Source organism: Hungatella hathewayi WAL-18680 (genome assembly GCF_000235505.1).
In the GTDB taxonomy this organism is placed as follows: domain Bacteria; phylum Bacillota; class Clostridia; order Lachnospirales; family Lachnospiraceae; genus Hungatella_A; species Hungatella_A hathewayi_A.
Window position 1 is genome coordinate 2,656,704 of the sequence record NZ_JH379027.1, and the last position, 25,389, is coordinate 2,682,092.

Here is a 25,389-nt window from a genome sequence, read left to right on the forward strand (position 1 = left end):
TTGTAAGGAAGAATTGGAGATATATTATACCGTGGATGTGGGTATCCGGCAGCTGGATATGGACACCGGCACCTATAATATAAAGGGAGCCATGGAGGAGGACATTATCACGTCCAAACAGCGGCTCTACACGCTGAGGGTATTTGATATCTGCCGGTATGCCTTTGACACCCTGATGGTCATCTGTGTGCTGGTCATACTGGTGCTTCAGATGCGTATCTGGTGGCAGACGGGGATTTTTTAGATTTTTGATAACGATGGGATAGGAGCAGACGATGAGCAAATTAGTTTTGATTGACGGACACAGCATATTGAACCGGGCCTTTTACGGGGTTCCGGAGCTTACCAATTCTGAGGGACTTCACACCAACGCGGTGTACGGGTTCCTCAATATTATGTTTAAGATACTGGAGGAGGAGAAGGCGGACCATCTGGCGGTGGCCTTTGACTTGAAGGAGCCTACCTTCCGCCACAAGATGTTCGAGGCCTACAAGGGCACCAGAAAGCCTATGCCGGAGGAACTGCGGGAGCAGGTGCCGCTGATGAAAGAGGTGCTGGCCGCCATGGAGATTCCCATTATGACTATGGCCGGTTACGAGGCAGACGATATTCTGGGAACGCTGGCGAAGCGGTGCGCGGCCGACGGAATTGAGGTTTCGGTGATTTCCGGCGACAGGGATTTGCTGCAGCTGGCGGACACCCGCATCAAAATCAGGATTCCCAAAACCAGCCGGGGCACAACGGAAGTGAAGGATTACTACCCGGAGGACGTGAAGCGGGAGTACCAGGTGACGCCCACGGAATTTATCGACGTGAAGGCCCTGATGGGAGATGCCTCCGACAATATTCCCGGCGTGCCGTCCATCGGCGAGAAGACGGCTACCACCCTGATCGTCAACTACGGAAACATTGAAAATGCTTACGCCCACTTAAGTGAGATTAAGCCCCCAAGGGCCCAGAAGGCGCTGGAGGAGCATTACGATATGGCGCAGATGAGCAAGGAGCTTGCCACCATCTGCATCGACTGTCCCATCCCATTTTCCTATGAGGATGCGAAGATTGGGAATCTGTACACGAAAGAGGCGTACCAGTTTATGAAGCGCCTGGAATTCAAATCCATTCTGGCCCGGTTCGACGCGGATGAGGTGGGCGGCGTGGATGTGGAACAGCATTTCCGTGTCATCGACGATTTTGGACAGGCGGAGGAATTTTTTAACCTGGTATTAAAGGAAAAGAAAAGCACACTGGGCTTACAGTTGATTGTGGAGGCCGGAACAGAGAAGTCAGAGTCGGGAAAGACCGGCGCTTCCGTAAAGGGACTCTCGGTCTGCGTGGGCGAGAAGACATGCGCCTGCGTGACAGCCGGTGGCTTTATCACGCCGGACTATCTGGTGGAGAAAGCGGGGATGCTCTGTGAGAACGCCGGTCTGACGGCAGTGCTGGGAGTGAAAAAACTGCTGCCTTATCTGGAACTGGAGGCGGACAGCTCCCTGTATGACACCGGAGTGGCCGGATATCTGTTAAACCCGCTGAAGGATACCTACGACTACGACGATCTGGCCCGGGATTATCTGGGCATGACCGTGCCGTCCCAGGCCGATTTGCTGGGAAAGGTGAGTGTGGGGAAGGCGCTGGAGGACGGCCAGGAGAAAGCCGGCATCTGTGCCTGCTATATGGCCTATATCCCATGGAAAGTGGCCCCTATTCTGGAAAGCCGTCTGGAAGAGACAGGGATGAAGAGTCTGTTCCACGATATCGAGATGCCTCTGATATACAGTCTGTACCATATGGAGAAGGCCGGCATCAAAGTGGAGCGGGATGCATTAAAGGAATACGGCGAGAAGCTGAAAGTAAAGATCGATGTGCTGGAGCAGGAAATCTATGAGGAGGCGGGGGAGAGCTTCAATATCAATTCCCCAAAACAGCTGGGAGAGGTGCTTTTCGAGCATCTGAAAATGCCTCACGGCAAGAAGACCAAGACCGGCTACTCCACAGCGGCGGACGTTCTGGACAAACTGGCGCCGGATTTCCCGCTGGTGCAGAAGGTACTTGACTACCGCCAGCTGACCAAATTAAACTCCACCTACGCGGAGGGTCTGGCCAACTACATCGGAGCCGATGGAAGGATTCACGGAACCTTCAACCAGACCATTACGGCCACCGGACGAATCAGCAGCACGGAGCCCAATCTTCAGAATATTCCGGTGAGAATGGAACTGGGAAGGGCCATCCGCAAGGTGTTTGTGCCGGAGGACGGATATGTGTTTGTGGACGCGGATTATTCCCAAATTGAGCTTCGGATTCTGGCTCACATGTCGGGGGACGAGCGGTTGATTGCCGCTTACCGGGACGCCCAGGATATCCATGCCATCACGGCCTCCCAGGTGTTCCATACGCCTCTGGAGGAGGTGACCCCGTTGCAGCGGCGCAATGCTAAGGCGGTGAACTTTGGAATCGTGTACGGCATCAGCGCTTTTGGACTCAGCGAGGGCTTGAGCATTTCCAGAAAAGAGGCGCTGGAGTATATTAACAAATATTTTGAGACTTATCCGGGAGTGAAGGTGTTCCTGGACAACCTGGTGGCCCAGGGCAAGGAGCAGGGCTATGTGTCCAGCATCTTTGGCAGGAGACGGCCCATACCGGAGCTTAAATCCGCCAACTTCATGCAGCGCTCCTTCGGGGAGCGGGTGGCCATGAACTCTCCGATTCAGGGGACGGCGGCCGACATTATGAAGATTGCCATGATTCGCGTGGACGATGCCCTGAGAACAGCTGGCATGAAGTCCCGGATTGTGCTTCAGGTCCACGATGAGCTTCTGGTGGAAACCCACAGGGATGAGGTGGAGCAGGTGAAGGAAATCCTGACGGAGCAGATGAAGCATGCGGCGGACTTGAAGGTATCCCTGGAGGTGGAGGCATCCACCGGAGACACCTGGTTTGACGCGAAATAGAGGGTGAGAGATGAAGGTAATCGGGATTACAGGTGGCGTCGGTTCAGGAAAGAGCCGGGTGCTGGAGATTCTGGAACGGGAATATGGCGCCCAGGTCATCCAGGCCGATTTGGTGGCCAGGGAGCTGATGGAGCCGGGGGGCGCCGGGTATGAGAAACTGGTGGCCCTGTACGGGGATAGGATTTTGGCGACCGATAAGACCATCGACCGCCCGCGGATGGCGGCGCTGATGTTTCACGACGATGAGATGCTTCAGACGGTCAACGGCATCATCCACCCGCTGGTCTGGGCGTCCATCCGCCGGCAGATTGAAGGTTCCGATTCGGAGCTGGTGGTGGTGGAAGCGGCGCTTCCGGATGAAAATCATCGTGACATTTATACAGAATTATGGTATGTTTATACATCAGAGGAGAACCGCATGGCCCGTCTTTTGGAGGGACGCGGTTACAGCCGGGAGAAAACCAGGAGCGTTATGGACAGCCAGCTGCCGGAGGAGGAGTTTCGAAGGATGGCGGACGCTGTCGTTGACAACAACGGCTCCCTGGAGGATACGGGGCGGCAGATTGCCCTGCTCCTGAAATAAGAGTATAATTGCCCCTGCCGGAGTGGAAGGCGGGGCATTGGAGGTAGAGATGAGACTAGTAAGTATTGCCAGCGGAAGCAGCGGCAACTGTATTTATGTGGGCTCCGACAACACCCATATCCTGGTGGATGCGGGCATCAGCAACAAGCGCATTGAGCAGGGATTAAATGAAATCGGCATCAAGGGCGGGGAGCTTGACGGGATTGTCATCACCCACGAGCATTCCGACCACACGAAGGGGCTTGGCGTGCTGGCGAGGAAGCACGGCGTTCCCATTTATAGCACCAGGGAGACGCTGGAGGAGATACGGAAGATGAAATATCTGGGGGAATACCCGGAGGAGCTGTTGAAGCCCATTCACCCGGATGTGGATTTCATGATTGGTGATATGGAGGTGAAACCCTTCCGCATCGACCACGACGCCGCTAACCCGGTGGCCTACCGGATTCAGTGCGAGCGCAAATCGGTGGCGGTGGCGACGGATATGGGACATTTTGACCAGTACATCATCGACCATCTCCAGGGGCTGGACGCCATTTTGCTGGAATCCAACCACGATGTGAATATGCTGGAGACGGGCCCTTATCCCTATTATCTGAAACGCAGGATTTTGGGCGACCACGGACATCTGTCCAACGAAAATGCGGGAAGGCTTTTGAATTACATACTGCATGACAATTTAAAGAACATCCTGCTGGGACATTTAAGCAAGGAAAATAATTATGAAGAGCTGGCGTATGAGACGGTGAAGCTGGAGATTGAGCAGGGAGACCACGGGTATCACTCGGCGGATTTTTCTATCGCGGTGGCGAAGCGGGACTTTATGTCGGAGATCATTACTATTTAATGTAAATCGTAACTATTCAGGGGGGTATCTTCTTGCATGGCTTACAGCCATACAAGAAGCATCGGAGGTCCCTCCGATGTGAATAATGATATAAAAATCCTCTTACAAGCAAGCTTGACGCTGATTTTTATATCATTATTCCCGCCCTTTGGACAGTTAACATAAATCATAAGAAAAAAGAGGAGATGCATTATGAGCAAGACTATCATTACCGTAGTAGGAAAAGATACCGTAGGAATCATTGCGAAGGTATGTACGTACCTGGCGGACAACCAGATTAATATTCTGGACATTTCCCAGACCATCGTTCAGGGATTTTTCAACATGATGATGATTGTGGATAATGACGGCGCGGCGAAGCCTTTTGAGGCGGTTTCGGAGGAGCTGGAGCAGCTTGGCGATGAGATTGGCGTCAAAATCAAATGCCAGAGAGAAGAAATCTTTACAAAAATGCACCGGATTTAAGACCGAAACCAGAAGAGAAGGATGGACCAGCCATGTTAAATATGTTTGAAGTAATCGAGACCAACAATATGATTGAGCAGGAGAAGCTGGATGTGAGAACCATTACCATGGGGATCAGCCTGTTAGACTGCTGTGACAATAATCTGGAAGCCCTGAATCAAAAAATATACGACAAAATTTATGGGAAGGCCAAGGATTTAGTGTCCACCGGCGACGCCATCGCCAGAGATTTCGGCGTTCCGATTGTGAACAAGAGAATTTCCGTGACTCCTATTGCGCTGGTTGGCGGCTGTGCCTGCAAATCCCCGGAGGATTTCGTCAGTATTGCCAGGACCCTTGATAAGGTGGCGAAGGATGTGGGAGTGAATTTTATCGGCGGATATTCGGCTCTGGTGAGCAAGGGCATGACGCCGGCGGAGGAGAATCTGATACGCTCCATTCCCCAGGCTCTGGCCAGCACGGAGCGGGTGTGCAGTTCAGTCAATGTGGGCTCCACGAAGACGGGACTGAATATGGACGCGGTTCGTCTCATGGGGGAAATTATCAAGGAGACCGCCATGGCCACCAAGGAGGATGATTCCCTTGGCTGTGCCAAGCTGGTGGTGTTCTGCAATGCGCCGGATGACAACCCGTTTATGGCGGGGGCATTTCACGGCGTGACGGAGGCGGATGCCATCATCAATGTGGGCGTCAGCGGACCGGGCGTAGTGAAGACGGCTATTGAGAAGGCCCGCGGGGAGAATTTTGAGGTGCTGTGTGAGACCATTAAGCGGACGGCGTTTAAGATTACCCGTGTGGGACAGCTGGTGGCCCAGGAGGCGTCCAAACGTCTTGGGGTTCCTTTTGGCATTATTGATTTGTCTTTGGCGCCGACACCGGCGGTGGGAGACAGTGTGGCGGAGATTCTGGAGGAGATTGGACTGGAGCGCGTGGGCGCGCCGGGAACGACGGCGGCTCTCGCCATGCTCAACGACCAGGTGAAGAAGGGCGGCGTGATGGCGTCTTCCTATGTGGGGGGACTCAGCGGCGCGTTCATTCCGGTCAGCGAGGACCAGGGAATGATAGACGCGGTGACCATGGGCGCCCTGACCCTGGAGAAGCTGGAAGCCATGACCTGTGTCTGCTCCGTGGGACTTGATATGATTGCGATTCCGGGAGATACCACGGCGGCGACGCTGGCGGGCATTATCGCGGACGAGGCGGCTATCGGTATGATCAACCAGAAGACCACGGCAGTCCGGCTGATCCCGGTGATTGGAAAGGGAGTCGGGGAGACGGTGGAGTTTGGTGGATTGCTGGGCTATGCGCCGGTAATGCCGGTGAACCAGTATTCTTGTGAAAAGTTTGTCAATCGAGGCGGAAGAATACCAGCGCCTATACACAGTTTTAAAAACTAGGATGGTAATAGGATGAAAATATATTTGATACGGCATGGCCGGCAGTGCAGCCGGTTGTGCAATGCCAATGTGGATTTATGTGAAGAAGGATACCGCCAGGCCGAGCTTGTCGGCAGGAGGCTTGAGCATGCCGGAATCGAAAAACTCTATTCCAGCGATTTACTGAGAGCCGTCCAGACTGCCGAGACCGCCAACCGCTACTGGAACGTAGAACACGTCATCCGCCCGGAACTGCGGGAGATATCCTTCGGCGATATGGAAGGACTCAGCGACGATGTCATTGCGGAGCGCTTCGCCGAATTCAAACTCCGCCAAAACCAAATGCTGGAGGACCTGCCATACCCCGGCGGCGAGTGCGCCGGTGATGTGATTCAACGTGCCATGCCAATCCTACTGGAGATTGCCCAAAGCGGTCTTAACCGGGTGGCGGTGGTCACCCACGGCGGTGTCATCCGTAGTGTAACAGCGGGAATACTGGAAATGAATCTGGCCAAGGCCCGCCTGATTGGCGGCAGCTTAGAGAATTGCAGCATCACAGAACTGGAGTACAGCCCGGAGAAACCGTTTTTTGTGCTGGAGCGTTTCAATGACTATGCCCATCTGGAACAGGAGCCGGAGCTTTTGCGGTGTCACTGGGCGGGGCAGGAAAATTAAGCAGGTATCTATGAATAAAGATTTGGAAGAGCAACTGGAATATTTTTTAACCGAGTCCATGGAGCAGGCAGTGTTCAGCAACTCCTGTGATAAGGAATCCATCCTGAAGGCGAAAGTCCGTCCGCTAATCATGCGGGAGAAACTGGTATTCCAGGTGGAGGAATTCCGTGGAAAGCAGGCATTTCACAAGAATCTGGAAAAAGAGGAAGCCATCCGTTACATGGTAGCCCTGCTGGATGGAACCTTCCGGCAGATGGAGCTTACCTCCAGGGCCGGCAGTCTCCATGTGCTGGTGAGCAAAAAGGGCACGGTTACGGTGAAGGCCAGGCGGCAGCAGCCGGCGAAAATAACGGCCGCGCCTGTGAATTTGAGCCATAACCGGCAGAAGCGGTATATCCTGGAAGAGGGAAAGCCGGTTCCATTTCTGGAGGATTTGGGGGTGCTGACGGCCGACGGGGCCGTTGTGAAGGCAAAATACCACAAGTTTAAACAGATTAACCGGTTTTTAGAGTTTATCGAGGATATTCTGCCGAGACTGCCAAAGAACCGGGAAGTGACCATTATTGACTTTGGCTGTGGGAAATCCTATCTGACCTTTGCCATGTACTACTATCTGCGGGAGTTACAGGGGTATTCCATTCGGATTATCGGTCTGGACTTGAAGCAGGATGTGATAGACCGGTGCAACCGGCTCAGCGAGAAATATGGATTTGAGAATCTGAAGTTTTACCATGGAGATATCGCCACTTACGAGGGCGTCAGCCAGGTAGATATGGTAGTGACGCTTCACGCCTGTGATACGGCCACGGACTATGCGCTGGCCAAGGCGGTGAAATGGAACGCGTCGGTGATATTGTCGGTGCCATGTTGCCAGCATGAACTGAATGGTCAGATGGATAATAAACTGATGGGGCCGGTGTTTCAATATGGGCTGATAAAGGAACGTATGGCGGCTCTCTACACGGATGCCATCCGCGCCCAGCTGCTGGAAAGCCGGGGGTACCGGACGCAGATTCTGGAGTTTATCGATATGGAGCATACGCCAAAGAATATTCTGATTCGGGCGGTGCGCCAGGGAGAGAAGAAGGACAACCGGAAGGAATTGGAGGAACTGATGACATTTCTGTCGGTGGAGCCAACGCTGTTCCGGTTGTTGAAGGATGAAGAGGATTGAGACATTCACATAACAGGAAAATATGGGAAATGTGGTTAAAAAACAGCCGTCAGAGAGTTAGAGGATAACTATCTGGCGGCTGAATTCGTTGGGGAGCGGCTGCTGATAGCGGCCATTCCATACGGCATTGTATAGGTGGGAGCAGTGGAAATCCTGTTGCAGCATCGTATAGGCGGCTGGCGTCAGGATGTTTTCGGCGTCAGCTGTTTTAGTTATCAGCGGGATATCACTCCGGGCCTTGATTTGCGTCAGAAGGCCGGTGGAATCCTTTTTAAATCCCAGGACTCTGGCATAAGGAGCATAATCCAGGGCGCGGCCGGCTTCCATGTCAGTTTTCTTGATGCCTAACATCAGGTGAAGCAGGGCGCGGCTGACTCTGGTGTAGGTGTACTGCCTTGTTTTTAACCGCTGAATCCGCTCCTCCCAGGAGCCAAATTCCAGCAGCATAGAGCGCAGTCTGGCTTCCAGCTCCTCTGAGACGTCCGCATAGTCACTGAGACGCGCTCCGCTGTGGACCAGATTTAGCAGTGTGGCGTTTAATAAGGCGGAGAAATCTTCGGCAAACAGCGGACGGCAGTCGGTCAGGGCGGTGAGAACGTCCTCCGGAACCTGATTTTTAAGCGCCTGCAATGGCTGTCCATCCTGCATCTCCTGCAAAGTCTTCCGGATTCCGGTAGCGGAGGCAAAGCAGTCCGTCATCTCCGTGTCATGGTAACCACTGCCTGCCCGCTGAATAGTCAGAGGCGTGATATTACAGTTCTGCCGGTTCAGTGCCTTGCAGTACTCAATCCCCAGAATATTATTGGGGGAACCAAGAACCTGCCGCAAGGATTCTATCAGCGGCTCATTGGACCCGGCTTCATTTCCGGAAGTCTTCAGATACTCCATCACAGCCGGTTCTCTGGCTTCCGGAAAGGTGAGTCCCTGCCGCAGTCCCTCCTTCAGCGTTTCTGTATAAACAGCCGGTTCCCTGGCTAAAATATCAGATACCTGGGACAACAGATGCATATCCCCACACTCACTCCCAAAACAGAGGTGGGAAACCACTTCAAGATGGCGGAGCAGAGCCACGCCGCAGGCCGCAAAATCCTCGGCGCTGGAGGCAGCGAAGCGCGCCGGCATTTCCAGCACCAAATCGGCCCCGGACTTCAGGGCCATAGCGGTGCGGATATATTTATCATAGACAGCGGGAGCACCCCGCTGCACAAAGTCGCCGCTCATCACCACAACGCAGGCATCCGCCCCGGACAACTCCTTCGCTTTAGCGATATGGTAGGCATGTCCATTGTGAAACGGATTATACTCCGCTATGATTCCAACGACAGAAAAATTCCCCGATTTTTTCATACACTTTGTCCTTTTTTTAACAAACTTAGGCTTTTTATCATCATAGCCCGTGAATAGTATACCATTTTTTATAAGAAAAGCCATTGTTTTGTAAAAAATGCAAAGTTATTTCAGGACAAGACTTGAAAAAATAAGGTAAAGCAAATAGAATAAGGGTAGAGACACTGAGAAAGAGTGTTTGATTGTATTTCTAAAGAATAGGAGAGTATATAAGTATGAAATTCATGGTTGAAACATCTGCGCGTCACGTACATGTAACACAGGAGCATCTGGAGATTTTATTTGGGAAGGGTTACGAGCTGACCAAGAAGAAAGATTTATCCCAGCCAGGCCAGTATGCCTGTGAGGAGAGAGTGACTGTTGTTGGAAGCAAGAAGGAGATGCCAGGCGTATCCATCTTGGGACCGGTTAGAAAAGACACCCAGGTAGAGTTATCCCTGACTGATGCCCGCTCCATCGGTGTGAGCGCACCGGTAAGAGAGTCCGGCGACATTGCTGGCAGCGGCTCCTGCAAGCTGGTAGGTCCCTGCGGCGAGGTAGAGCTGACCGAGGGCGTTATCGCTGCAAAACGTCATATCCACGCAACTCCGGAAGATGCGGCAGAGCTTGGCGTTGCTGACAAGGATATCGTATCCGTTAAGATTGACACTCCGGAGAGAAGCCTGGTGTTCGGCGACGTCGTGGTACGTGTCAGCCCATCCTACGCGCTGGCGATGCACATTGATACCGATGAGTCCAACGCGGCTGGCTGTGGCAGAGAAGTATTCGGCGAGATTGTGAAATAGGGAATTGAAAAAGAAAGTAAAATAAAGGAGAAATAATCCAATATGAAAATTTTAGTAATCAACTGCGGCAGTTCTTCCCTGAAATATCAGTTAATTGATATGGAGAACGAGAGTGTACTGGCAAAAGGTCTCTGTGAGAGAATCGGTATCGAGGGCTCCAAGCTGACCCACGAGGCGGAAGGCAAGGACAAGCATGTGGTAGAAAATCCAATGCCGAACCATTCCACAGCCATCAAGATGGTTATGGACGCGCTGGTAGACCCGGTTTACGGCGTTATCAAGGATACCAGTGAGATATCCGCAGTGGGACACCGTGTGCTCCATGCAGGAACTGTGTACAGCGATTCCATTATTGTCAATGACGACGTGAAGAGAGTCGTAAGAGAGTGTTTCGACCTTGGCCCGTTACACAACCCGGCCAACTTGATGGGCATCGAGGCCTGCGAGGAGACCATGCCTGGCACACCGAACGTGGCAGTCTTTGACACTGCATTTGGCATGTCCATGCCGGAGAAGGCTTATCTCTATGCCATTCCTCACGAGTACTTTGAGAAATACAGCATCAGAAGATACGGCTTCCACGGCACCAGCCACAAGTTTGTATCCGGCGAGGCGATCAAATTTGGCAATCTGGACCCGGAGAAGGCAAAGGTTATCGTATGCCACTTAGGCAACGGCGCCAGCGTTTCCGCTTCCATCGGCGGCAAATGTGTGGACACCAGCATGGGCCTGACCCCTCTGGAAGGTCTGATTATGGGAACCAGAAGCGGCGATATCGACCCGGCTGTGGTACAGTTTATCTGTAACAAAGAGGGCAAGACCGTCAACGAGGTTCTGGATATTCTGAACAAGAAGTCCGGTGTCCTTGGCATGAGCGGCGGCATTTCCAGCGACTTCCGTGACATTGAGAACGCGAAGGCGGAGGGCAACCACCTGGCAGCCGTAGCGCTTGACGCGTTCCAGTACCGTGTGATTAAATACATCGGCGCTTACGCGGCAGCCATGAACGGTGTGGATGCCATCGTATTTACCGCAGGTGTGGGCGAGAACGACAAACCTGGAAGAAAGGCTATCTGTGAATCCTTAGGCTACCTTGGCGTGAAGATTGACGATGAGGCCAACAATGTGAGAAGCCAGAAGAGAATCATCTCTGCTCCGGATTCCAAGGTGAAAGTAATGCTGATTCCGACCAACGAGGAGCTGGCAATTGCGAGAGAGACCCTTGCTCTGGTGAAATAAGTTTCCATCCGGGCTATATATAGTAGAATCTTAGCAATAATTTAGAAAGATTTGGTTGACAAACCGGATTTGCGTATGTATAATAGCAGAGGTGCGTATTAAGGAGATTAATATGCTAGTTAATTTATCAGAGTTGTTTACCAGTGAAGGAAAAGTAAAACACTATACTCTTGATATTGAGATGAAACAGTTTCAGGCACCTGACGGTGTCTATGAGATTGTCAGCCAGGAACCGGTGAGTCTGAAGGTAACCAATGTGGGTGACCGGACGCTGGTGCTGGAGGGGGAAGCAGGTCTTTCCCTGATGATTCCATGTGACCGCTGTCTGGAACCGGTGAGGAATGATTTTCATCTTACTATCGAACGGACGCTTGATATGAAGCTGACGGAAGAAGAGAGGTTAGAAGACCTGGATGAGCAGCCCTATTTAAAAGGTTATAATCTGGATGTCGACCAGCTTGTTCGTGATGAACTGTTGCTGAACTTACCTATGAAGGTCCTGTGCGATGAAGATTGCAAGGGGATTTGTAATAGATGTGGGGCGAATCTCAATCACGAGACATGCGAATGTGATAGAAGTTCGCTTGACCCGAGAATGTCAGTCATTCAGGATATTTTTAAACAGTTTAAGGAGGTGTAACCATGTCTATCTGTCCAAAGAATAAATCTTCAAAAGCAAGAAGAGATAAACGTAGAGCTAACTGGAAGATGAGCGCTCCAAACCTGGTAAAATGCAGCAAATGTGGCGCTTTAATGATGCCGCACAGAGTCTGCAAGGCTTGTGGCTCTTACAACAAGAAAGAAATCATCAGCGTTGACTAAAAACAAAAACAAGGCCTTTGGGGAGTTTCCTCAAAGGCCTTATGTTTTACCCGGAAACGGATTCCGGACGCTCAGGTTCTACATAGTTTGATTTCATAAATTCTGAATCCACATCTTCTGTCTCCACCTGTTCCCTGGCCGGATTGACGAGAACCGTGCAGTGTTTTACCTTCGGGAAATCCCGTTCCACCGCGTCGTGGACCTGCTGGGCGATACCGTGAGCCTGGGAGAGAGGGATATCCGCATCCGTCTCAATTTCCAGTTCCACATAAAATTTATCCCCAAACAGCCGGGTGGTAAGGCGGTCAATCGCCCGCACCTGTTCGTTGGCCCTCACGGTATCGCCGAGGGCACTGATAATGTCGTCATCGCAGGAGCGGTCCGTCATTTTGGAAATCGCGTCCCGGAAGATGTGGACGGACGCCTTGATGATAAAGATGCAGATCACCACGCTGGCCGCCGGGTCCAGAACGGGAAAGCCCATACGGGCGCCCAGAATACCAGCAAAGCTGCCCACGGAGGACAAGGCATCCGAGCGGTGATGCCAGGCGTCAGCCATGAGGGCGCCGGAATTTATCTTTTTTGCGGTGGCCCGGGTGTACCAGTACATGGCCTCCTTGACGACGATGGAGACTACGGCGGCGGCCAGCGCCAGCCTGCCGGGCACCACCAGCGCCTGGCTGCCTGCCCTGATTTTTTCCACCCCCGTCCAGCCGATGCCAAGGCCGGTGAGTCCCAAAAGAACCGCCAGTATCAGCGCCGCCACACATTCCAGCCGCTCGTGGCCATAGGGATGCTCCTTGTCAGGCTCCCGGTTGGCCAGCTTCACACCCACCATCACCACACAGGTGGTCATCACATCGGAGGCGGAGTGGACGGCATCGGAAATCATGGCCCCGGAATGGGCAATCAGCCCGGCCGCCAGTTTAAAGACGCTCAAAGTTAGGTTCTGGACAATGGTTATTACGGATACGTGCATTGCAATTTGTTCGTTGGTACGTTGTTTCATAATAGTTACCTCCAGGTTTGAGATAGCTCTATGACACTCCATTTGATAGCGCGTGTGTCCCGTCTATACGGAAAAAGGGTAAAAAAATACACCCGCAGGACACACTGACTGTCCCGCAGATGCCATGCACCTGCTGCCAAAAATGGCCCGGCCCCACGAACCTCCTGATAAAAGGTCCATCGCCTGCTCAGTTTGTACCGCTGCTATAACATAGCCCGAAGGCTGTTGGCAGTGCAAAGAGATGTCTGTAATGATAACATATGTGAGGCAGGGCGTCAAGGTTCCTGCTGATTTTTATTGTCCAAACCCGTCAATTCGTTTATAATAAAACAGATATCAAGAAATACATACGGGGACAAATGAGATGAAGCGGAATATCTTTCAGCAAAAAGATGCAGAGGCCGGACCGATCAAGTTTTCCATCAACCAGAAGATACTGATGTTATCGGCGGCCATTGTGGTGCCGTTTTTGATTCTGGTGGTGGTGCTGTTAGTGTCCATGATTAATTACAGCCGGACCTACGACAAGATCGTGAGCAGCATGACCGTGGCCAACGGCTATAACCTGAACTTCAAGGAGGAGATGGACGAGAGTCTGTACAAGCTGGTGGTGGGGTATGTGGAGTTCGAGAACATTTCCGAGGACGAGATGTTGAAGGACCCCTACGCCCTGATTGACGAGCTGCGCAGCGAGTTTACGATGCTTCGTGACATCACCACCGAGGCGGAGAGTAAGGTGTGGCTGGAGACTCTGCTGAGAAATATTGACACCCTGGAAAAGCGGGTGGACGACATTCTGGATAATATCAGAATCGGCGGGAAGTACGATGAAAACATCGAGATGCTGGACAACAACATTTACATCCTGACGGAGCTGATACAGGACGATATCCAGTACTATATCTACTACCAGACCCAGAGCATGGAGGAACTGACCGGCAACTTGAACCAGCGGATCCAGAGCTTTCTCATCGCCTGCGGCGTGCTGGTGGTTGTGCTGGTGGTGTTGACGGTGGCTGTGACCTACGTGATTACCTCCGGCATCCTGCGGCCGGTGAAGGTACTCTACGACGCCACCAGAAAGGTCTCCGAGGGAGATTTCAGTGTCCGGGCGGAGATTGACTCCAAGGATGAGCTGGAGGTGCTGGCCAACGGGTTTAACGACATGGCGGGGAACATGCAGAGCCTGGTGAACAAAATCAAGGAGGATGAGCAGAAGATGAGACAGCTGGATCTGCGGCTGTTACAGGAGCAGATTAATCCTCATTTTCTGTACAATACTCTGGACACCATCGTCTGGCTGATTGAGGGGAACAAGGCGGACGAGGCGGTGGACATGGTGGTGACATTGTCTGACTTCTTCCGGCTGGTGCTCAGCGGGGGAAAGGAATTCATCACCCTGCGGGAGGAAAAACAGCACATCAACAGCTACCTGGAGATACAGAAGGTGCGCTACCGGGACATTCTGGAGTACGACATCCGGATCGACGAGGAGCTGTACGACTACCAGATACTGAAACTGACCCTGCAGCCCCTGGTGGAAAATGCCATCTACCACGGAATCAAATACAAGCGGGCCAAGGGCTGCATCCACATCAGCGGGGAGAAGGACGGCGATATCCTCCGCCTCATCGTCAGCGACAACGGCGTGGGTATGGAGGAGGAAGAGTTAGAGCAGCTGCGCCGGGAGATGGAACGCCCCTGCCGGGAGACGGAGAAGGGCTTCGGTCTTGCCAATGTCAACGAGCGGATTCATATGTATTTCGGCGGGGAATACGGATTGGGCATCGAATCCGGTAAAATGGTGGGAACTACCGTGGCGCTGACCATTCCCGCCACAAAAGCGAAGAGGGGGGAACATGCATGAAACTGTCAGTGAAACGAACCGGCCGCCAGTTCTTTGGCCTGGTACTCCCTGTCCTCCTCTTTGTAATGCTTCTGGCGGGCTGCCATGCGGCTCCGGGGGAGGAGAAGGCGGAGGATATGCGGACACCCACCGATGACAACCTGATTGTGGTAGGGGTATCCCAGGTGGGCAGCGAGTCGGTGTGGAGAACCGCCAACACCGCCTCCATCCGGAAGGCATTTACAAAAGAAAACGGTTACTTCCTGATTTTTGACAATGCGAGACAGAAGCAGGAGAATCAGATTAAGGCGCTGCGGAGTTTTATCTCCCAGCGGGTGGACTATATCGTATTTTCCCCCATCACGGAGGACGGCTGGGACACGGTGCTCCAGGAGGCGAAGGAGGCCGGTATCCCGGTGATTTTGATAGACAGAAAGGTAAATGTGAAAGACCAGTCTCTCTACACCACCTGGATCGGCTCTGACTTCCAAAAGGAGGGGCAGATGGCCGGGGAGACCTTAGCCGGATATTTGAAGGCCCGGGGGCGCCAGGAGGAGGACATCCGGATGGTTGTCCTTCAGGGAACAAAAGGGGCCACCGCAACCATCGGGCGGAGCACCGGATTTGATGAAGTGGCGAAGCTGCATCCCAACTGGCTGATACTGGAGCAGGTGGACGCGGAGTTCACGACGGCCAAGGGGCAGGAGGAGATGAAACGGCTGCTGGCCCGGTATGAGGATATCGACGTGGTCATTTCCCAGAACGATGACATGACCTTCGGGGCCCTGGACGCCATTCACCAGGCGGGGAAGACCGTGGGGGAGGCCGGAGACATCCTGGTCATCTCCTTCGACGCGGTGGAGGATGCGTTAAAGCTGGTGGAGGACGGAATCATAACCGCCGACATCGAGTGCAACCCCAACCAGGGGGAGTATGCGGAGGCCATCATCAGACAGCTGGAGAGCGGCAAAACCGTGGATAAGATGAATTTTCTTCCGGAGCGGGTATTTACAAGAGAGAATATCCAGGAATTCCGAAGCGGCAGTGACGGTTAGCATATAACAATTAGCGTAAAGAGAGGGAAGCAGGATGCTGAAAGTATTTTTGGTTGAGGACGAAAGCGTTATCCGGGAGGGATTCCGGGATAAAATCCCCTGGGAGCAGTATGGATTTAAACTGGCGGGGGAGGCCAGCGACGGGGAGATGGCCCTGCCTCTGATCCGGAAAATCAAGCCGGACGTGCTGCTGACCGACATCAAGATGCCCTTTATGGACGGACTGTCCCTAAGCGAGATTGTGAAGGAAGAGTTCCCCAAGATGAAAATCATTATCATCAGCGGCTACGACGATTTTGAGTACGCCCGCCAGGCCATCGCCGCGGGGGTGGACCAGTACTTATTAAAGCCCATCACCAGGACCGTGCTGCGAAACGCCCTGTTAGAGATAAAGGAAAAAATCGAGCAGGAGCCGGAGCAGAAGGATTACCAGGCCAGATACCAGGACGAGATGCAGGAGTTTGAGCAGTTCGCCCTCCGGCGGTTCTTTGAGAAGATTCTGGACGGCAAGCTGTCCGTCAAGGAGATCTACGAGGAGGCGGCCCAGAAATCCATTCCGCTGACAGCCTCCTGTTACAACCTGCTTCTCTTCTCCATCTACGAGAAACACGAGTCCCCCACCAGGGAGTCGGAGGAGCGTTTTATGAGGAAGCAGGAGGAGGTGTTCCACTATTTTTTAAGACACCCCCAGTACATCCTGTTCCGGTTAAATGTGAACTGCTACGGCGTCCTCATCAAGGGAGAGCCGTCCCAGATGGAGCTGCTGGCGGAGAACAGTCTGGCCCACATGAAACAGGTCTGCGGCCCGGAGGAGGCAGACACCAGCTGGTATGTGGCCGTGGGAATGCCGGTGGAGCGGTTAAGCCTTCTTCCCCAGTGCTACGAGAAGGCCAACCATTATTTTGCCTACCGTTTCATCATGCCAAACCAGCACATCCTCACGGAGGCCACTCTGGCCGGCTGCCTGGGCGGGCAGGAGGAGGAGAAGCTGGAGAAGGTGGATTTCATGCGGATGGACCCGGAAATCATCCGGGATTTTCTGGCGAGAGGGGGAGACAAGGAGATACACGATTTTGTGGAATCCTATCTTCAGAATATCAACAGCGCGCTGAAATCGAGAATGTTTCGAAGCTACGTGATTTTAAATATCCGTTTCGCCGTCGTGGCCTTTCTGGAGTCCTTAGGGGCCGACCAGAAGGACTACCAGGATGATATCGAGGAGGCCGTCCGGATGATTCACCAGGACGACAGCCAGGTGTTTGAGTATTTCGTCCTGATGCTGCGGACCGCCATGGAGATACGGGATCGGGAGAACAGCTATCAGGGCGGGAAAATGTTAAAGAAGGCGCTGGACTACATCGATGAGAACTACGACAGCGACGCCCTGTCTTTAAATCTGGTGGCCGAGCATATCGGCATGAGCGCCAATTACCTAAGCGCCATCTTCAGCCAGACTATGCAGAAAACCTTTGTGGAGTATGTGACGGAGAAGCGGATTGAGAAAGCCAGGAAGCTGCTAAAGCAGACCGACAAAAGCTCCAGCGAAATCGCCAGAGAGGTGGGTTACAAGGATGCCCACTATTTCAGCTTCGTGTTCAAAAAACAGCTGGGATGCAGTCCCAGGGAGTACCGCGCCGAGAAAAAACACTGATAAGGTTACCGGTCCGTCTGCGTGCTCTCTTTCAAATTCAGTTTCCAACGGGTTTCCTGTGACAGAACAGGGAGCCCGTTCAGTTTTTGGATGACGGCCTGGGCCGCCTTCGTCCCCATCTCGTGGGGTTCGTGGGAGAGGGTGGTCACCGTCAGCAGGGGAGAGTTGCTGAAGTAGGTATTGTCAAAGGCGGCAATAGCCATGTCGGTCGGCAGCTTGTAACCGGCGTTAAGCAGCTCATCCACGAGATAGTAGGCAATGATATCATTGTAGCAGACAACCGCCGTGCAGCCGCCTAAAGATTCCTCTATCATTTCCTTCAAAAAGCCGGTATCCTTGTGGCAAAGCAGCCGGTCTAACTGGCGGGAGCCATACCAAGAGACCCGCTTGTCCGACACCGGTATCCCCATATCCCTCATCGTCTCAGCAAACCCCTGATACCGCTCGATGCCCTGCATATCATCCGATTTGAAAATGCCGCCGATGGCCGTATGCCCCTGCCGCACCAGATATTCCACCAGCAGGGCGCTGCCGGAAACATTGTCATCCTTGATGTGGATGCAGTCGGACAGGGCGGGATAGTAGTTATATAAAAATACAATCTGACAATTCTTTTTCATCAATTTCCGGTACAAATCCAGATTCGGGTTGGGGAGCGCGCTCTTACAACCCTCCACAATCAGCGCTCGAAGTGGATTCTTCAGCAGTTCCAGTAGAATTTCCCGCTCTTGTTCCACCTGGTTGCCGGTGACAAACACCTGTCCGGTGAACCCGTGGCCGGAGAGAGTATCTTGAATATCGCTTATCACTCCGGGATAGATATATTCCTGGTCGCTGGAGATGAGAATGCCGATGACATTGCCCAGGGGCTTTTGGGAGCGCCCGGTGATGTAGGCGCCGCTTCCCTGCTTCCGGACAATCAGCCCCTTTTCCTCCAGAATCGCCATCGCCATGCGCACCGTCTGGCGGCTGACGTGATACCGGGTGCAGAGCTGCTGCTCGGTTGGCAGCTTGTGGATACCGGCCTGAATATTCTTCAGTATCAGCAGCTCCAAACGCTCCGCCAGCCATTTGTACTTGATTGCCATAAAATACCTCCGTCCCATCATAGAAAAGTCGACAATCTGCCGAAATCCGACTACCTCCGGCAGCGTAAAAAATTTACAAACAGGATAAAAAATCTCCCCTTTTTTCCGGAAAACAGAAAAGTGCACAAACGGAAAATTGTCGAATTTTGTTGGAAAACCAGGGGAAATCTTAAGATTTTCTACTTATCCTGAAAAAATAACCGTCCAGATGTAAATTTGTATTGTATTTCGATTATAACATGACAAAATTGTATTGTAAAGAACTGCCAAATCAGGAATTACAAAGGGTTTTTCGATTGAAGACAGAACTTTCGGCTGATAAGATAAAAGCACAGGGAAGAACAACTCCCCAGTGTGAAAAAAATCAGATAAGCGGAGGAAAAAAGATGAGAAAGAAAGCACTTGCAACAATGTTGGTATTATCCATGGCAGCAGTTGGGCTGGCCGGATGCGGAAGCTCCGACACGGCGGCAACCACCCAGGCGCCGGCGGCGACGGAAGCGCCAGCCACAACTCAGGCACCGGCAGCGGATGCTGGCACAGAGGCGGCAGCTCCTGCAGCTGACAGCGGAGAGTTAATCCGGGTCGGCATCATCAACAATGACCCCAACGAGTCCGGGTACCGTACCGCCAACGATGCTGATTTGAAAGCCATGTTTACCAAGGAAAATGGCTATGACGCTTCATTTGCTTACAGCTTAAAGAACGATGAGCAGATTACGGCGGCACAGAAGTTCATCCAGGATGAGGTGGATTACCTGCTGTTATCCGCGGCAGATACCTCCGGATGGGACAGTGTGTTGAAGGATGCCCAGGACGCAGGCATCGGCGTGATCTTGTTTGACCGTACCATCGACGCCAGCGAGGACTTATATCTGGCTTCCATCGTTTCCGATATGAACAAAGAGGGCGACACCGCCGTGAAATGGCTGGCAGACCAGGGCTTAGACGATTACAACATCATCCACATTCAGGGTGTGATGGGCTCCGCCGCACAGCAGGGACGTACCGGCGCGCTGGATACTAAAGTTGCCGCTGAGGCTTCCTGGAATCTGGTAACCCAGCAGACCGCAGAGTGGAACTCGGAGAAGGCACAGCAGATTGTACAGTCCGTCATTGACTCCGGCACCAAATTCAATGTGATCTACGCGGAGAACGACGATATGGCAAAGGGCGCCGTGGCAGCGCTTGATAAAGCCAATATCTCCCACGGCGTGGGCAAGGACGTCATCGTTATGGGCTTTGACTGCAACAAGTGGGCGCTTCAGGAACTGTTAGACCAGAACTGGAACTACGACGGCCAGTGTAACCCATTCCAGGCCGCTTACATTGATGAGGTTATCAAGAAGGTGGAGAGCGGAGAAGCTCTCGGCGAGAAGACCATCATTATGGAAGAGAAGGGCTTTGACGCGACGACCATCACAGCAGAAGACGTTGAGAAATATGGAATCTAATGGCTAAAACAAAAAAGAGCGCAGCGCGGCATCTGCGCTCTTTTTCAATAAAAAGGAGTGAATATCACTGGTGAAAGAACATTCTGTATTGGAAATGAGAAATATACACAAGAGCTTTCCCGGGGTACGGGCGCTGCAGGCGGTGGACTTTACGCTGTGCGAGGGGGAGATTCACGCGCTGATGGGAGAAAACGGAGCGGGAAAATCCACCTTAATCAAGGTTCTGACCGGGGTATACGAGAAGGACGAGGGCGAAATCTATCTGTCCGGTCTCGACAAGCCGGCAGTCATTAAATCGCCCCAGGACGCCCAGAACCTGGGCATCAGCACGGTGTATCAGGAGATTACCCTGTGCCCCAATCTGACGGTGGCCGAGAACATGTACATCGGCCGGGGAAAATCCCAGATCACCAATTGGAAGAAAATAAACGGGGACGCCGAGCGGATGTTAAACAACCTGGGGATTCCGGCACAGGCCACCCAGCAGTTGTCCGACTGCTCCATCGCCATCCAGCAGATGGTGGCCATCGCCCGGGCGGTGGATATGGACTGTAAGGTGTTGATTCTGGATGAGCCAACCTCCTCCTTAGATGAGTCGGAGGTGGAAAAACTCTTCGGCCTGATGCGGGATTTGAAGGCGAGGGGCGTGGGCATCATCTTTGTCACCCATTTTCTGGACCAGGTGTACGAGGTCTGTGACAAAATCACGGTACTGCGGGACGGCCAGCTGGTGGGCGAGTATGTAATCGAAGAACTGCCCCGGTTAAAGCTGGTTGCCAAGATGCTCGGCAAGGAGCTGGACGACATGGAGGATATCAAGGGGGAGACCACAGGCTACAACGGCGACGACGAGTACGTCATTGAGGCCGAGGGCCTTCAGAGCGACGCGGGAATCAAGCCCTTTGACTTCCATATCAAGAAGGGCGAAGTGAACGGGTTTACCGGCCTTCTGGGTTCCGGGCGGAGTGAGTGCGTGAGAGCCCTCTTCTGCGCGGATAAGGTTATCGCCGGCACCATCAAAAAGAACGGGAAACCCATCAAGATAACCAAACCTCTGGACGCCATGAAAAACGGCATTGCCTACCTGCCGGAGGACAGAAAGCGGGACGGCATCGTGGGAGACTTGTCCGTGCGGGACAATATCATCCTGGCGGCCCAGGTGCTCCGTGGCTTTTTCAAGCCCTTCTCCAAGGCGGAGGCCAACAAGCTGGCGGAGGAGTATATCAAACTGCTGGAAATCAAGACGGCCTCGGCGGATACGCCGATCAAGTCTCTCTCCGGCGGAAACCAGCAGAAGGTGATACTGGCCCGCTGGCTGCTGACCCATCCGGAGTATCTGATCCTGGATGAGCCCACCCGAGGTATCGATATCGGAACCAAGGTGGAGATTCAGAAGCTGGTTCTGAAACTGGCCTCGGAGGGCATGAGTCTGACCTTCATCTCCTCGGAGACGGACGAGATGCTGCGGACCTGCTCCCGGCTGATTGTCATGCGGGACAGGAGAGTGGTGGGAGAGCTTTCCGATGAGGATTTGACACAGAGCAAAGTGATGGAAACTATTGCCGGAGGTGAGATGTTATGACAGAGAAGAAACATGTAACTGCATCCGGGGCCATGGGCCATATCTTCCGGAAGCAGATCTTTATCCCCATAGCGGCGCTGTTACTTCTGGTGGTATTCAACCTGGCACTGGACCCATCCTTTTTCAAGATTACCCTGGGAAGAAACAGCGGGGGAGACCCGGTCCTGACCGGATACCTGATGACGATTCTGGATTACGGCTCGGAGGTGGCGATTCTGTCCATCGGCATGACGTTAGTGACGGCGGCATCCGGCGGACAGGATATCAGTGTGGGGGCGGCGACAGCCATTGCCGGCTCCGTGATACTCCGGGTTTTAGTGGGCCGCGGCGGAGACGGAACCCTTCAGGCGCCGATACTGCTGGCATTCCTGACAGCCTGTGTGGTCGCCATGCTGTTCGGCGCCTTCAACGGCGTTTTGGTGTCCATCTTTAACATCCAGCCCATGGTGGCCACGCTGATTCTCTACACGGCAGGCCGCTCCATCGCCGCCTGGATTAACAACAATGAGCTTCCCATCGTCACGGACAGGAGTTTCACCTATTTTGGCGGATTTATTCCCGGAATACCGATTCCGACGCCGTTTTTCCTGGCAGTGGTGTGTATCGTCATCACCATGCTGGTGCTAAAGTTCACCAACTTAGGGCTTTACACCCAGGCCGTGGGCATCAACTCGGATTCCTCCAGATTAAACGGACTGAATCCCACATTTATCAAATGGCTGAGCTTTGTGATTCTCGGCCTGTGCGTGGCCGTGGTGGCCCTGATCAAGACCAGCCGCTTATCCACCATCAACTACTCGGTGATCGCGAAGGATATTGAGATGGATGCGATTCTGGCTGTGGCCCTTGGTGGAAATGTGTTGAGCGGCGGCAAGTTCAACATCATGGCCTCCATTTTAGGGGCATACGTGATTCAGTTCCTGACCACGACGCTCTACAAATTCAATGTCTCCTCAGACGCGCTTCCAGCCTACAAGGCCATGGTGGTTATTCTGCTGGTGGTGATCAGCGCGCCGGCCGTCAAGGCGAAGCTGTCCGCTTTGGGAAAGAACTTAAAAAAGCAGAAGGAGGTCGGTTGATATGGCAAAGAAACATAATACGGGCGGCAGCGTCATGCCGGGCAGGACAAAAAAGCTGACCGACACCAATCTGCTGCTGTTCATCACCGTGATCGTCTTCGTCGTGATGTACATAGGAGCCATGCTGTTCTTAAAAAAGGGTTTTTTAAAGCCCCAGACATTCTTTAATATTTTAAATGCCAACGCGGCGCTGATTATCACGTCCTGCGGCATGAGTCTGGTGATGATAACCGGCGGGATTGATATCTCCGTGGGCGGCGTGGTGGCTCTGGTCAGCATGAGCTGCGCCGTGTATCTGGATTACCAGGGAGGCGATGTGTTTACTTCCCTGCTGATTGCTCTCGGCATCGGCCTGGCTTTTGGAGCGGTGCAGGGCTTTCTGGTGGCCTACTTGGACATCCAGCCGTTTATTGTGTCCCTGGCGGGGATGTTCTTTGCCAGAGGCATGACGACCATCGTCCACACGGCGCCGTTTAACGTGGCCAACGAAGCGTTTTCCGCCCTCAAGAATGTGAGAATCAATATTCCGGGGCTGGGAACGGTGAATAAACTTGGAAAATATGTCAATGCCTACGTGGAAATCGGCGTTATCGTGGCGATTCTGACGGTCATTATCCTGTTCTGCGTGCTGAAATGGACGAAGCTGGGCCGCAATTTCTATGCGGTGGGCGGAAACCGGCAGAGCGCGCTGATGCTGGGCATCAATGTGAAGCGGACCAGATTCCTGTCCCATTTACTTTGCGGACTGCTGGCTGGTATCGGCGGCTACGTGTACTTCCTCCACGTGGGCTCTGGTTCGGCTTCCCACGCCAGCGGCATGGAGATGAACGCCATCGCCTCCTCCATTATCGGGGGGACCCTGCTGACCGGAGGCGTTGGAAATATTTTCGGAACCTTTGTGGGGGTGCTGTCCCTGAGCACCATCCAGAATATCGTGTCCTCCATCGGCCTGGACCAGGCGTGGTGGACCGGAATTACCGTGGCGGGTATGCTGTGCGTGTTCCTGGTGGTTCAGAGCGTGATTCTGGCACGCAAGCATTAGCGATGGCATGAAAAAAGTATGAATAATCGGAATCGGGAATGCCGGGGGCAGTGGATGCCTCCGGCATTTTCGGCACATTTTTGGCGTTTTTGAAAAATCTGTAAAATCGTATTGATTTATAGAATGATATCTAGTATATTATGTAATAGATTATCTAAGGCATTTAGTAAGAAAGTCCATACGTGTGTTGGTTTGCGGTGGGCTGAAAGGAGAAGCGTAGATGATTAAAGTAGCAGTTGACGCCATGGGCGGTGATTATGCTCCCGCGGAAATCGTGAAGGGAGCGGTGGAAGCCGCCAGGGAGAAGACGCAGATTCAGGTAATCCTTGTGGGACAGGAAGACATTGTCAAGAAGGAACTGGAGAAGCAGGACTATCCCAGAGACCGGGTGAGTGTGGTACATGCCTCTGAGGTGATAGAGACGGAGGAGCCGCCGGTGAATGCCATCCGAAAGAAGAAGGATTCTTCGATTGTGGTGGGCATGAATATGGTGAAGAAGCAGGAGGCGGATGCCTTTGTATCCGCAGGCAGTTCAGGAGCCATATTGGTGGGCGGTCAGGTGATTGTCGGCAGAATTAAGGGTGTGGAACGTCCCCCGTTAGCGCCGCTTATCCCCACGGAGACCGGTGTGTCGCTGTTAGTGGACTGCGGAGCCAATGTGGGCGCGAGAGCTTCCCACCTGGTACAATTTGCACGGATGGGTTCTATTTACATGGAACACGTAATAGGAATTAAGCATCCGAGAGTTGCCATCGTGAATATTGGCGCGGAAGAGGAGAAGGGCAATGCCCTGGTGAAAGAGACATTTCCACTGTTAAAAGAGTGTAAGGATATCAACTTTATCGGCAGCATTGAGGCCAGAGAGATACCTCACGGCGGGGCGGACGTGATTGTCTGCGAAGCCTTTGTTGGAAATGTAATCTTGAAACTGTATGAAGGCGTGGGAGCCACTCTGATTAACAAAGTCAAGGGTGGTATGATGGTGAACCTAAGAAGCAAGATAGGCGCCCTGCTTGTAAAGCCGGCGCTGAAAGAGACGCTTAAGACCTTTGACGCCAGCCAGTACGGAGGCGCGCCGCTTCTGGGCTTAAACGGCCTGGTGGTGAAGACCCACGGGAATTCCAAGGCGGTGGAGGTGAAGAACTCCATCATCCAGTGCGTCACATTCAAAGAACAAGAGATTAATGAGAAGATAAGAGAGAGCCTGAAGCCAGAGGAAGCCGGCCAGGAGAATCAGGAAGCGTAACGCGGAATGGAAGGAATCAAAGAATTCAGAGAATTCTAAAAAGAAAGAAAAGAAGAAGTGTAAGAGAGGAAGG

23 protein-coding genes and 1 riboswitch are annotated in these 25,389 nt (G+C 52.9%); of the genes, 20 read left to right on the forward strand and 3 right to left on the reverse strand.

Features of this window, described 5'->3' with window-relative positions:
• From HMPREF9473_RS11920 to HMPREF9473_RS11955, 8 genes are all read left to right on the forward strand, one after another.
• Positions 1–244 (forward strand): hypothetical protein (locus HMPREF9473_RS11920; RefSeq protein ID WP_006780361.1); only part of this gene is annotated, 244 nt, incomplete at its 5' end.
• 31 nt (positions 245–275) lie between these two features.
• Complete coding sequence (polA, locus tag HMPREF9473_RS11925; RefSeq protein ID WP_006780362.1) at positions 276–2,951, forward strand: DNA polymerase I; 2,676 nt, start codon at positions 276–278, stop codon at positions 2,949–2,951.
• Between the two features lie 10 nt (positions 2,952–2,961).
• The gene (gene coaE, locus HMPREF9473_RS11930; RefSeq protein ID WP_006780363.1) at positions 2,962–3,534 is read left to right on the forward strand and encodes a dephospho-CoA kinase; all 573 of its coding nucleotides are present in this window, start codon (positions 2,962–2,964) and stop codon (positions 3,532–3,534) included.
• Between the two features lie 49 nt (positions 3,535–3,583).
• Positions 3,584–4,381, forward strand: a complete 798-nt coding sequence (locus HMPREF9473_RS11935) for an MBL fold metallo-hydrolase (RefSeq protein WP_006780364.1) — start codon at positions 3,584–3,586, stop codon at positions 4,379–4,381.
• A 192-nt stretch (positions 4,382–4,573) separates the two neighbouring features.
• Positions 4,574–4,846 carry an ACT domain-containing protein gene (locus tag HMPREF9473_RS11940; RefSeq protein WP_006780365.1) on the forward strand — a complete coding sequence of 91 codons (273 nt, stop codon included), beginning with the start codon at positions 4,574–4,576 and terminating at the stop codon, positions 4,844–4,846.
• Positions 4,847–4,878: 32 nt separating this feature from the next.
• Positions 4,879–6,243, forward strand: a complete 1,365-nt coding sequence (locus HMPREF9473_RS11945; RefSeq protein WP_006780366.1) for a PFL family protein — start codon at positions 4,879–4,881, stop codon at positions 6,241–6,243.
• Positions 6,244–6,255: 12 nt separating this feature from the next.
• Positions 6,256–6,897, forward strand: a complete 642-nt coding sequence (locus HMPREF9473_RS11950) for a histidine phosphatase family protein (RefSeq protein ID WP_006780367.1) — start codon at positions 6,256–6,258, stop codon at positions 6,895–6,897.
• Between the two features lie 10 nt (positions 6,898–6,907).
• Positions 6,908–8,071: a class I SAM-dependent methyltransferase gene (locus HMPREF9473_RS11955; protein WP_006780368.1), complete on the forward strand. Its 1,164-nt coding sequence runs from the start codon at positions 6,908–6,910 to the stop codon at positions 8,069–8,071.
• A 57-nt stretch (positions 8,072–8,128) separates the two neighbouring features.
• On the opposite strand, the gene HMPREF9473_RS11960 is transcribed toward HMPREF9473_RS11955, so the two are convergent.
• A complete protein-coding gene (locus HMPREF9473_RS11960; protein ID WP_006780369.1) occupies positions 8,129–9,418 on the reverse strand; it encodes a nucleotidyltransferase in 1,290 nt (429 codons plus the stop codon).
• A gap of 215 nt (positions 9,419–9,633) precedes the next feature.
• Here HMPREF9473_RS11960 and HMPREF9473_RS11965 point away from each other — a divergent pair, with 215 nt between their 5' ends.
• The 4 genes from HMPREF9473_RS11965 (at position 9,634) to rpmF (ending at position 12,264) form a co-directional block, all read left to right on the forward strand.
• Entirely contained in the window at positions 9,634–10,203 is a 570-nt protein-coding gene (locus tag HMPREF9473_RS11965) for a PduL/EutD family phosphate acyltransferase (RefSeq protein WP_006780370.1), read from the forward strand.
• Between the two features lie 42 nt (positions 10,204–10,245).
• Positions 10,246–11,442, forward strand: a complete 1,197-nt coding sequence (locus HMPREF9473_RS11970; RefSeq protein ID WP_006780371.1) for an acetate/propionate family kinase — start codon at positions 10,246–10,248, stop codon at positions 11,440–11,442.
• A 112-nt stretch (positions 11,443–11,554) separates the two neighbouring features.
• A complete protein-coding gene (locus HMPREF9473_RS11975; RefSeq protein WP_006780372.1) occupies positions 11,555–12,082 on the forward strand; it encodes a YceD family protein in 528 nt (175 codons plus the stop codon).
• A gap of 2 nt (positions 12,083–12,084) precedes the next feature.
• Complete coding sequence (gene rpmF, locus HMPREF9473_RS11980) at positions 12,085–12,264, forward strand: 50S ribosomal protein L32 (protein ID WP_006780373.1); 180 nt, start codon at positions 12,085–12,087, stop codon at positions 12,262–12,264.
• Positions 12,265–12,310: 46 nt separating this feature from the next.
• Here rpmF and HMPREF9473_RS11985 read toward each other — a convergent pair whose 3' ends face one another.
• Entirely contained in the window at positions 12,311–13,273 is a 963-nt protein-coding gene (locus tag HMPREF9473_RS11985) for a cation diffusion facilitator family transporter (RefSeq protein WP_006780374.1), read from the reverse strand.
• 106 nt (positions 13,274–13,379) lie between these two features.
• Positions 13,380–13,474, reverse strand: a riboswitch (NiCo riboswitch).
• 163 nt (positions 13,475–13,637) lie between these two features.
• On the opposite strand from HMPREF9473_RS11985, the gene HMPREF9473_RS11990 reads away from it, so the two are divergent.
• From HMPREF9473_RS11990 to HMPREF9473_RS12000, 3 genes are read left to right on the forward strand one after another with little or no spacing between them, the layout of a single operon-like run.
• The gene (locus HMPREF9473_RS11990) at positions 13,638–15,140 is read left to right on the forward strand and encodes a sensor histidine kinase (RefSeq protein ID WP_006780375.1); all 1,503 of its coding nucleotides are present in this window, start codon (positions 13,638–13,640) and stop codon (positions 15,138–15,140) included.
• Positions 15,137–16,174 carry an ABC transporter substrate-binding protein gene (locus HMPREF9473_RS11995; protein WP_006780376.1) on the forward strand — a complete coding sequence of 346 codons (1,038 nt, stop codon included), beginning with the start codon at positions 15,137–15,139 and terminating at the stop codon, positions 16,172–16,174. Before HMPREF9473_RS11990 ends, HMPREF9473_RS11995 begins: the two co-directional genes overlap by 4 nt.
• A gap of 34 nt (positions 16,175–16,208) precedes the next feature.
• Entirely contained in the window at positions 16,209–17,825 is a 1,617-nt protein-coding gene (locus HMPREF9473_RS12000; RefSeq protein ID WP_006780377.1) for a response regulator, read from the forward strand.
• 5 nt (positions 17,826–17,830) lie between these two features.
• Here HMPREF9473_RS12000 and HMPREF9473_RS12005 read toward each other — a convergent pair whose 3' ends face one another.
• Entirely contained in the window at positions 17,831–18,913 is a 1,083-nt protein-coding gene (locus HMPREF9473_RS12005; protein ID WP_006780378.1) for a GntR family transcriptional regulator, read from the reverse strand.
• Between the two features lie 386 nt (positions 18,914–19,299).
• On the opposite strand from HMPREF9473_RS12005, the gene HMPREF9473_RS12010 reads away from it, so the two are divergent.
• The 5 genes from HMPREF9473_RS12010 to plsX all read left to right on the forward strand — a co-directional run bounded on the left by HMPREF9473_RS12010 (position 19,300) and on the right by plsX (position 25,316).
• Positions 19,300–20,367, forward strand: a complete 1,068-nt coding sequence (locus tag HMPREF9473_RS12010) for an ABC transporter substrate-binding protein (protein ID WP_006780379.1) — start codon at positions 19,300–19,302, stop codon at positions 20,365–20,367.
• A gap of 94 nt (positions 20,368–20,461) precedes the next feature.
• Entirely contained in the window at positions 20,462–21,949 is a 1,488-nt protein-coding gene (locus tag HMPREF9473_RS12015) for a sugar ABC transporter ATP-binding protein (protein WP_080568859.1), read from the forward strand.
• Positions 21,946–23,028 carry an ABC transporter permease gene (locus HMPREF9473_RS12020; protein ID WP_006780381.1) on the forward strand — a complete coding sequence of 361 codons (1,083 nt, stop codon included), beginning with the start codon at positions 21,946–21,948 and terminating at the stop codon, positions 23,026–23,028. The genes HMPREF9473_RS12015 and HMPREF9473_RS12020 overlap by 4 nt, the downstream gene beginning before the upstream one ends.
• Before the next feature lies 1 nt (position 23,029).
• Positions 23,030–24,070, forward strand: a complete 1,041-nt coding sequence (locus HMPREF9473_RS12025) for an ABC transporter permease subunit (protein ID WP_006780382.1) — start codon at positions 23,030–23,032, stop codon at positions 24,068–24,070.
• Positions 24,071–24,290: 220 nt separating this feature from the next.
• Entirely contained in the window at positions 24,291–25,316 is a 1,026-nt protein-coding gene (plsX, locus tag HMPREF9473_RS12030) for a phosphate acyltransferase PlsX (protein ID WP_006780383.1), read from the forward strand.
• Positions 25,317–25,389 lie beyond the last annotated feature (73 nt).

What these genes read in the sequence shown, in the direction of transcription:
- polA (WP_006780362.1), top strand. Translation starts at nt 276, where the DNA reads ATGAGCAAATTAGTTTTGATTGACGGACACAGCATATTGAACCGGGCC.
- coaE (WP_006780363.1), top strand. Translation starts at nt 2,962, where the DNA reads ATGAAGGTAATCGGGATTACAGGTGGCGTCGGTTCAGGAAAGAGCCGG.
- HMPREF9473_RS11935 (WP_006780364.1), top strand. Translation starts at nt 3,584, where the DNA reads ATGAGACTAGTAAGTATTGCCAGCGGAAGCAGCGGCAACTGTATTTAT.
- HMPREF9473_RS11940 (WP_006780365.1), top strand. Translation starts at nt 4,574, where the DNA reads ATGAGCAAGACTATCATTACCGTAGTAGGAAAAGATACCGTAGGAATC.
- HMPREF9473_RS11945 (WP_006780366.1), top strand. Translation starts at nt 4,879, where the DNA reads ATGTTAAATATGTTTGAAGTAATCGAGACCAACAATATGATTGAGCAG.
- HMPREF9473_RS11950 (WP_006780367.1), top strand. Translation starts at nt 6,256, where the DNA reads ATGAAAATATATTTGATACGGCATGGCCGGCAGTGCAGCCGGTTGTGC.
- HMPREF9473_RS11955 (WP_006780368.1), top strand. Translation starts at nt 6,908, where the DNA reads ATGAATAAAGATTTGGAAGAGCAACTGGAATATTTTTTAACCGAGTCC.
- HMPREF9473_RS11960 (WP_006780369.1), bottom strand. Translation starts at nt 9,418, where the DNA reads ATGAAAAAATCGGGGAATTTTTCTGTCGTTGGAATCATAGCGGAGTAT.
- HMPREF9473_RS11965 (WP_006780370.1), top strand. Translation starts at nt 9,634, where the DNA reads ATGAAATTCATGGTTGAAACATCTGCGCGTCACGTACATGTAACACAG.
- HMPREF9473_RS11970 (WP_006780371.1), top strand. Translation starts at nt 10,246, where the DNA reads ATGAAAATTTTAGTAATCAACTGCGGCAGTTCTTCCCTGAAATATCAG.
- HMPREF9473_RS11975 (WP_006780372.1), top strand. Translation starts at nt 11,555, where the DNA reads ATGCTAGTTAATTTATCAGAGTTGTTTACCAGTGAAGGAAAAGTAAAA.
- rpmF (WP_006780373.1), top strand. Translation starts at nt 12,085, where the DNA reads ATGTCTATCTGTCCAAAGAATAAATCTTCAAAAGCAAGAAGAGATAAA.
- HMPREF9473_RS11985 (WP_006780374.1), bottom strand. Translation starts at nt 13,273, where the DNA reads ATGAAACAACGTACCAACGAACAAATTGCAATGCACGTATCCGTAATA.
- HMPREF9473_RS11990 (WP_006780375.1), top strand. Translation starts at nt 13,638, where the DNA reads ATGAAGCGGAATATCTTTCAGCAAAAAGATGCAGAGGCCGGACCGATC.
- HMPREF9473_RS11995 (WP_006780376.1), top strand. Translation starts at nt 15,137, where the DNA reads ATGAAACTGTCAGTGAAACGAACCGGCCGCCAGTTCTTTGGCCTGGTA.
- HMPREF9473_RS12000 (WP_006780377.1), top strand. Translation starts at nt 16,209, where the DNA reads ATGCTGAAAGTATTTTTGGTTGAGGACGAAAGCGTTATCCGGGAGGGA.
- HMPREF9473_RS12005 (WP_006780378.1), bottom strand. Translation starts at nt 18,913, where the DNA reads ATGGCAATCAAGTACAAATGGCTGGCGGAGCGTTTGGAGCTGCTGATA.
- HMPREF9473_RS12010 (WP_006780379.1), top strand. Translation starts at nt 19,300, where the DNA reads ATGAGAAAGAAAGCACTTGCAACAATGTTGGTATTATCCATGGCAGCA.
- HMPREF9473_RS12015 (WP_080568859.1), top strand. Translation starts at nt 20,462, where the DNA reads ATGAGAAATATACACAAGAGCTTTCCCGGGGTACGGGCGCTGCAGGCG.
- HMPREF9473_RS12020 (WP_006780381.1), top strand. Translation starts at nt 21,946, where the DNA reads ATGACAGAGAAGAAACATGTAACTGCATCCGGGGCCATGGGCCATATC.
- HMPREF9473_RS12025 (WP_006780382.1), top strand. Translation starts at nt 23,030, where the DNA reads ATGGCAAAGAAACATAATACGGGCGGCAGCGTCATGCCGGGCAGGACA.
- plsX (WP_006780383.1), top strand. Translation starts at nt 24,291, where the DNA reads ATGATTAAAGTAGCAGTTGACGCCATGGGCGGTGATTATGCTCCCGCG.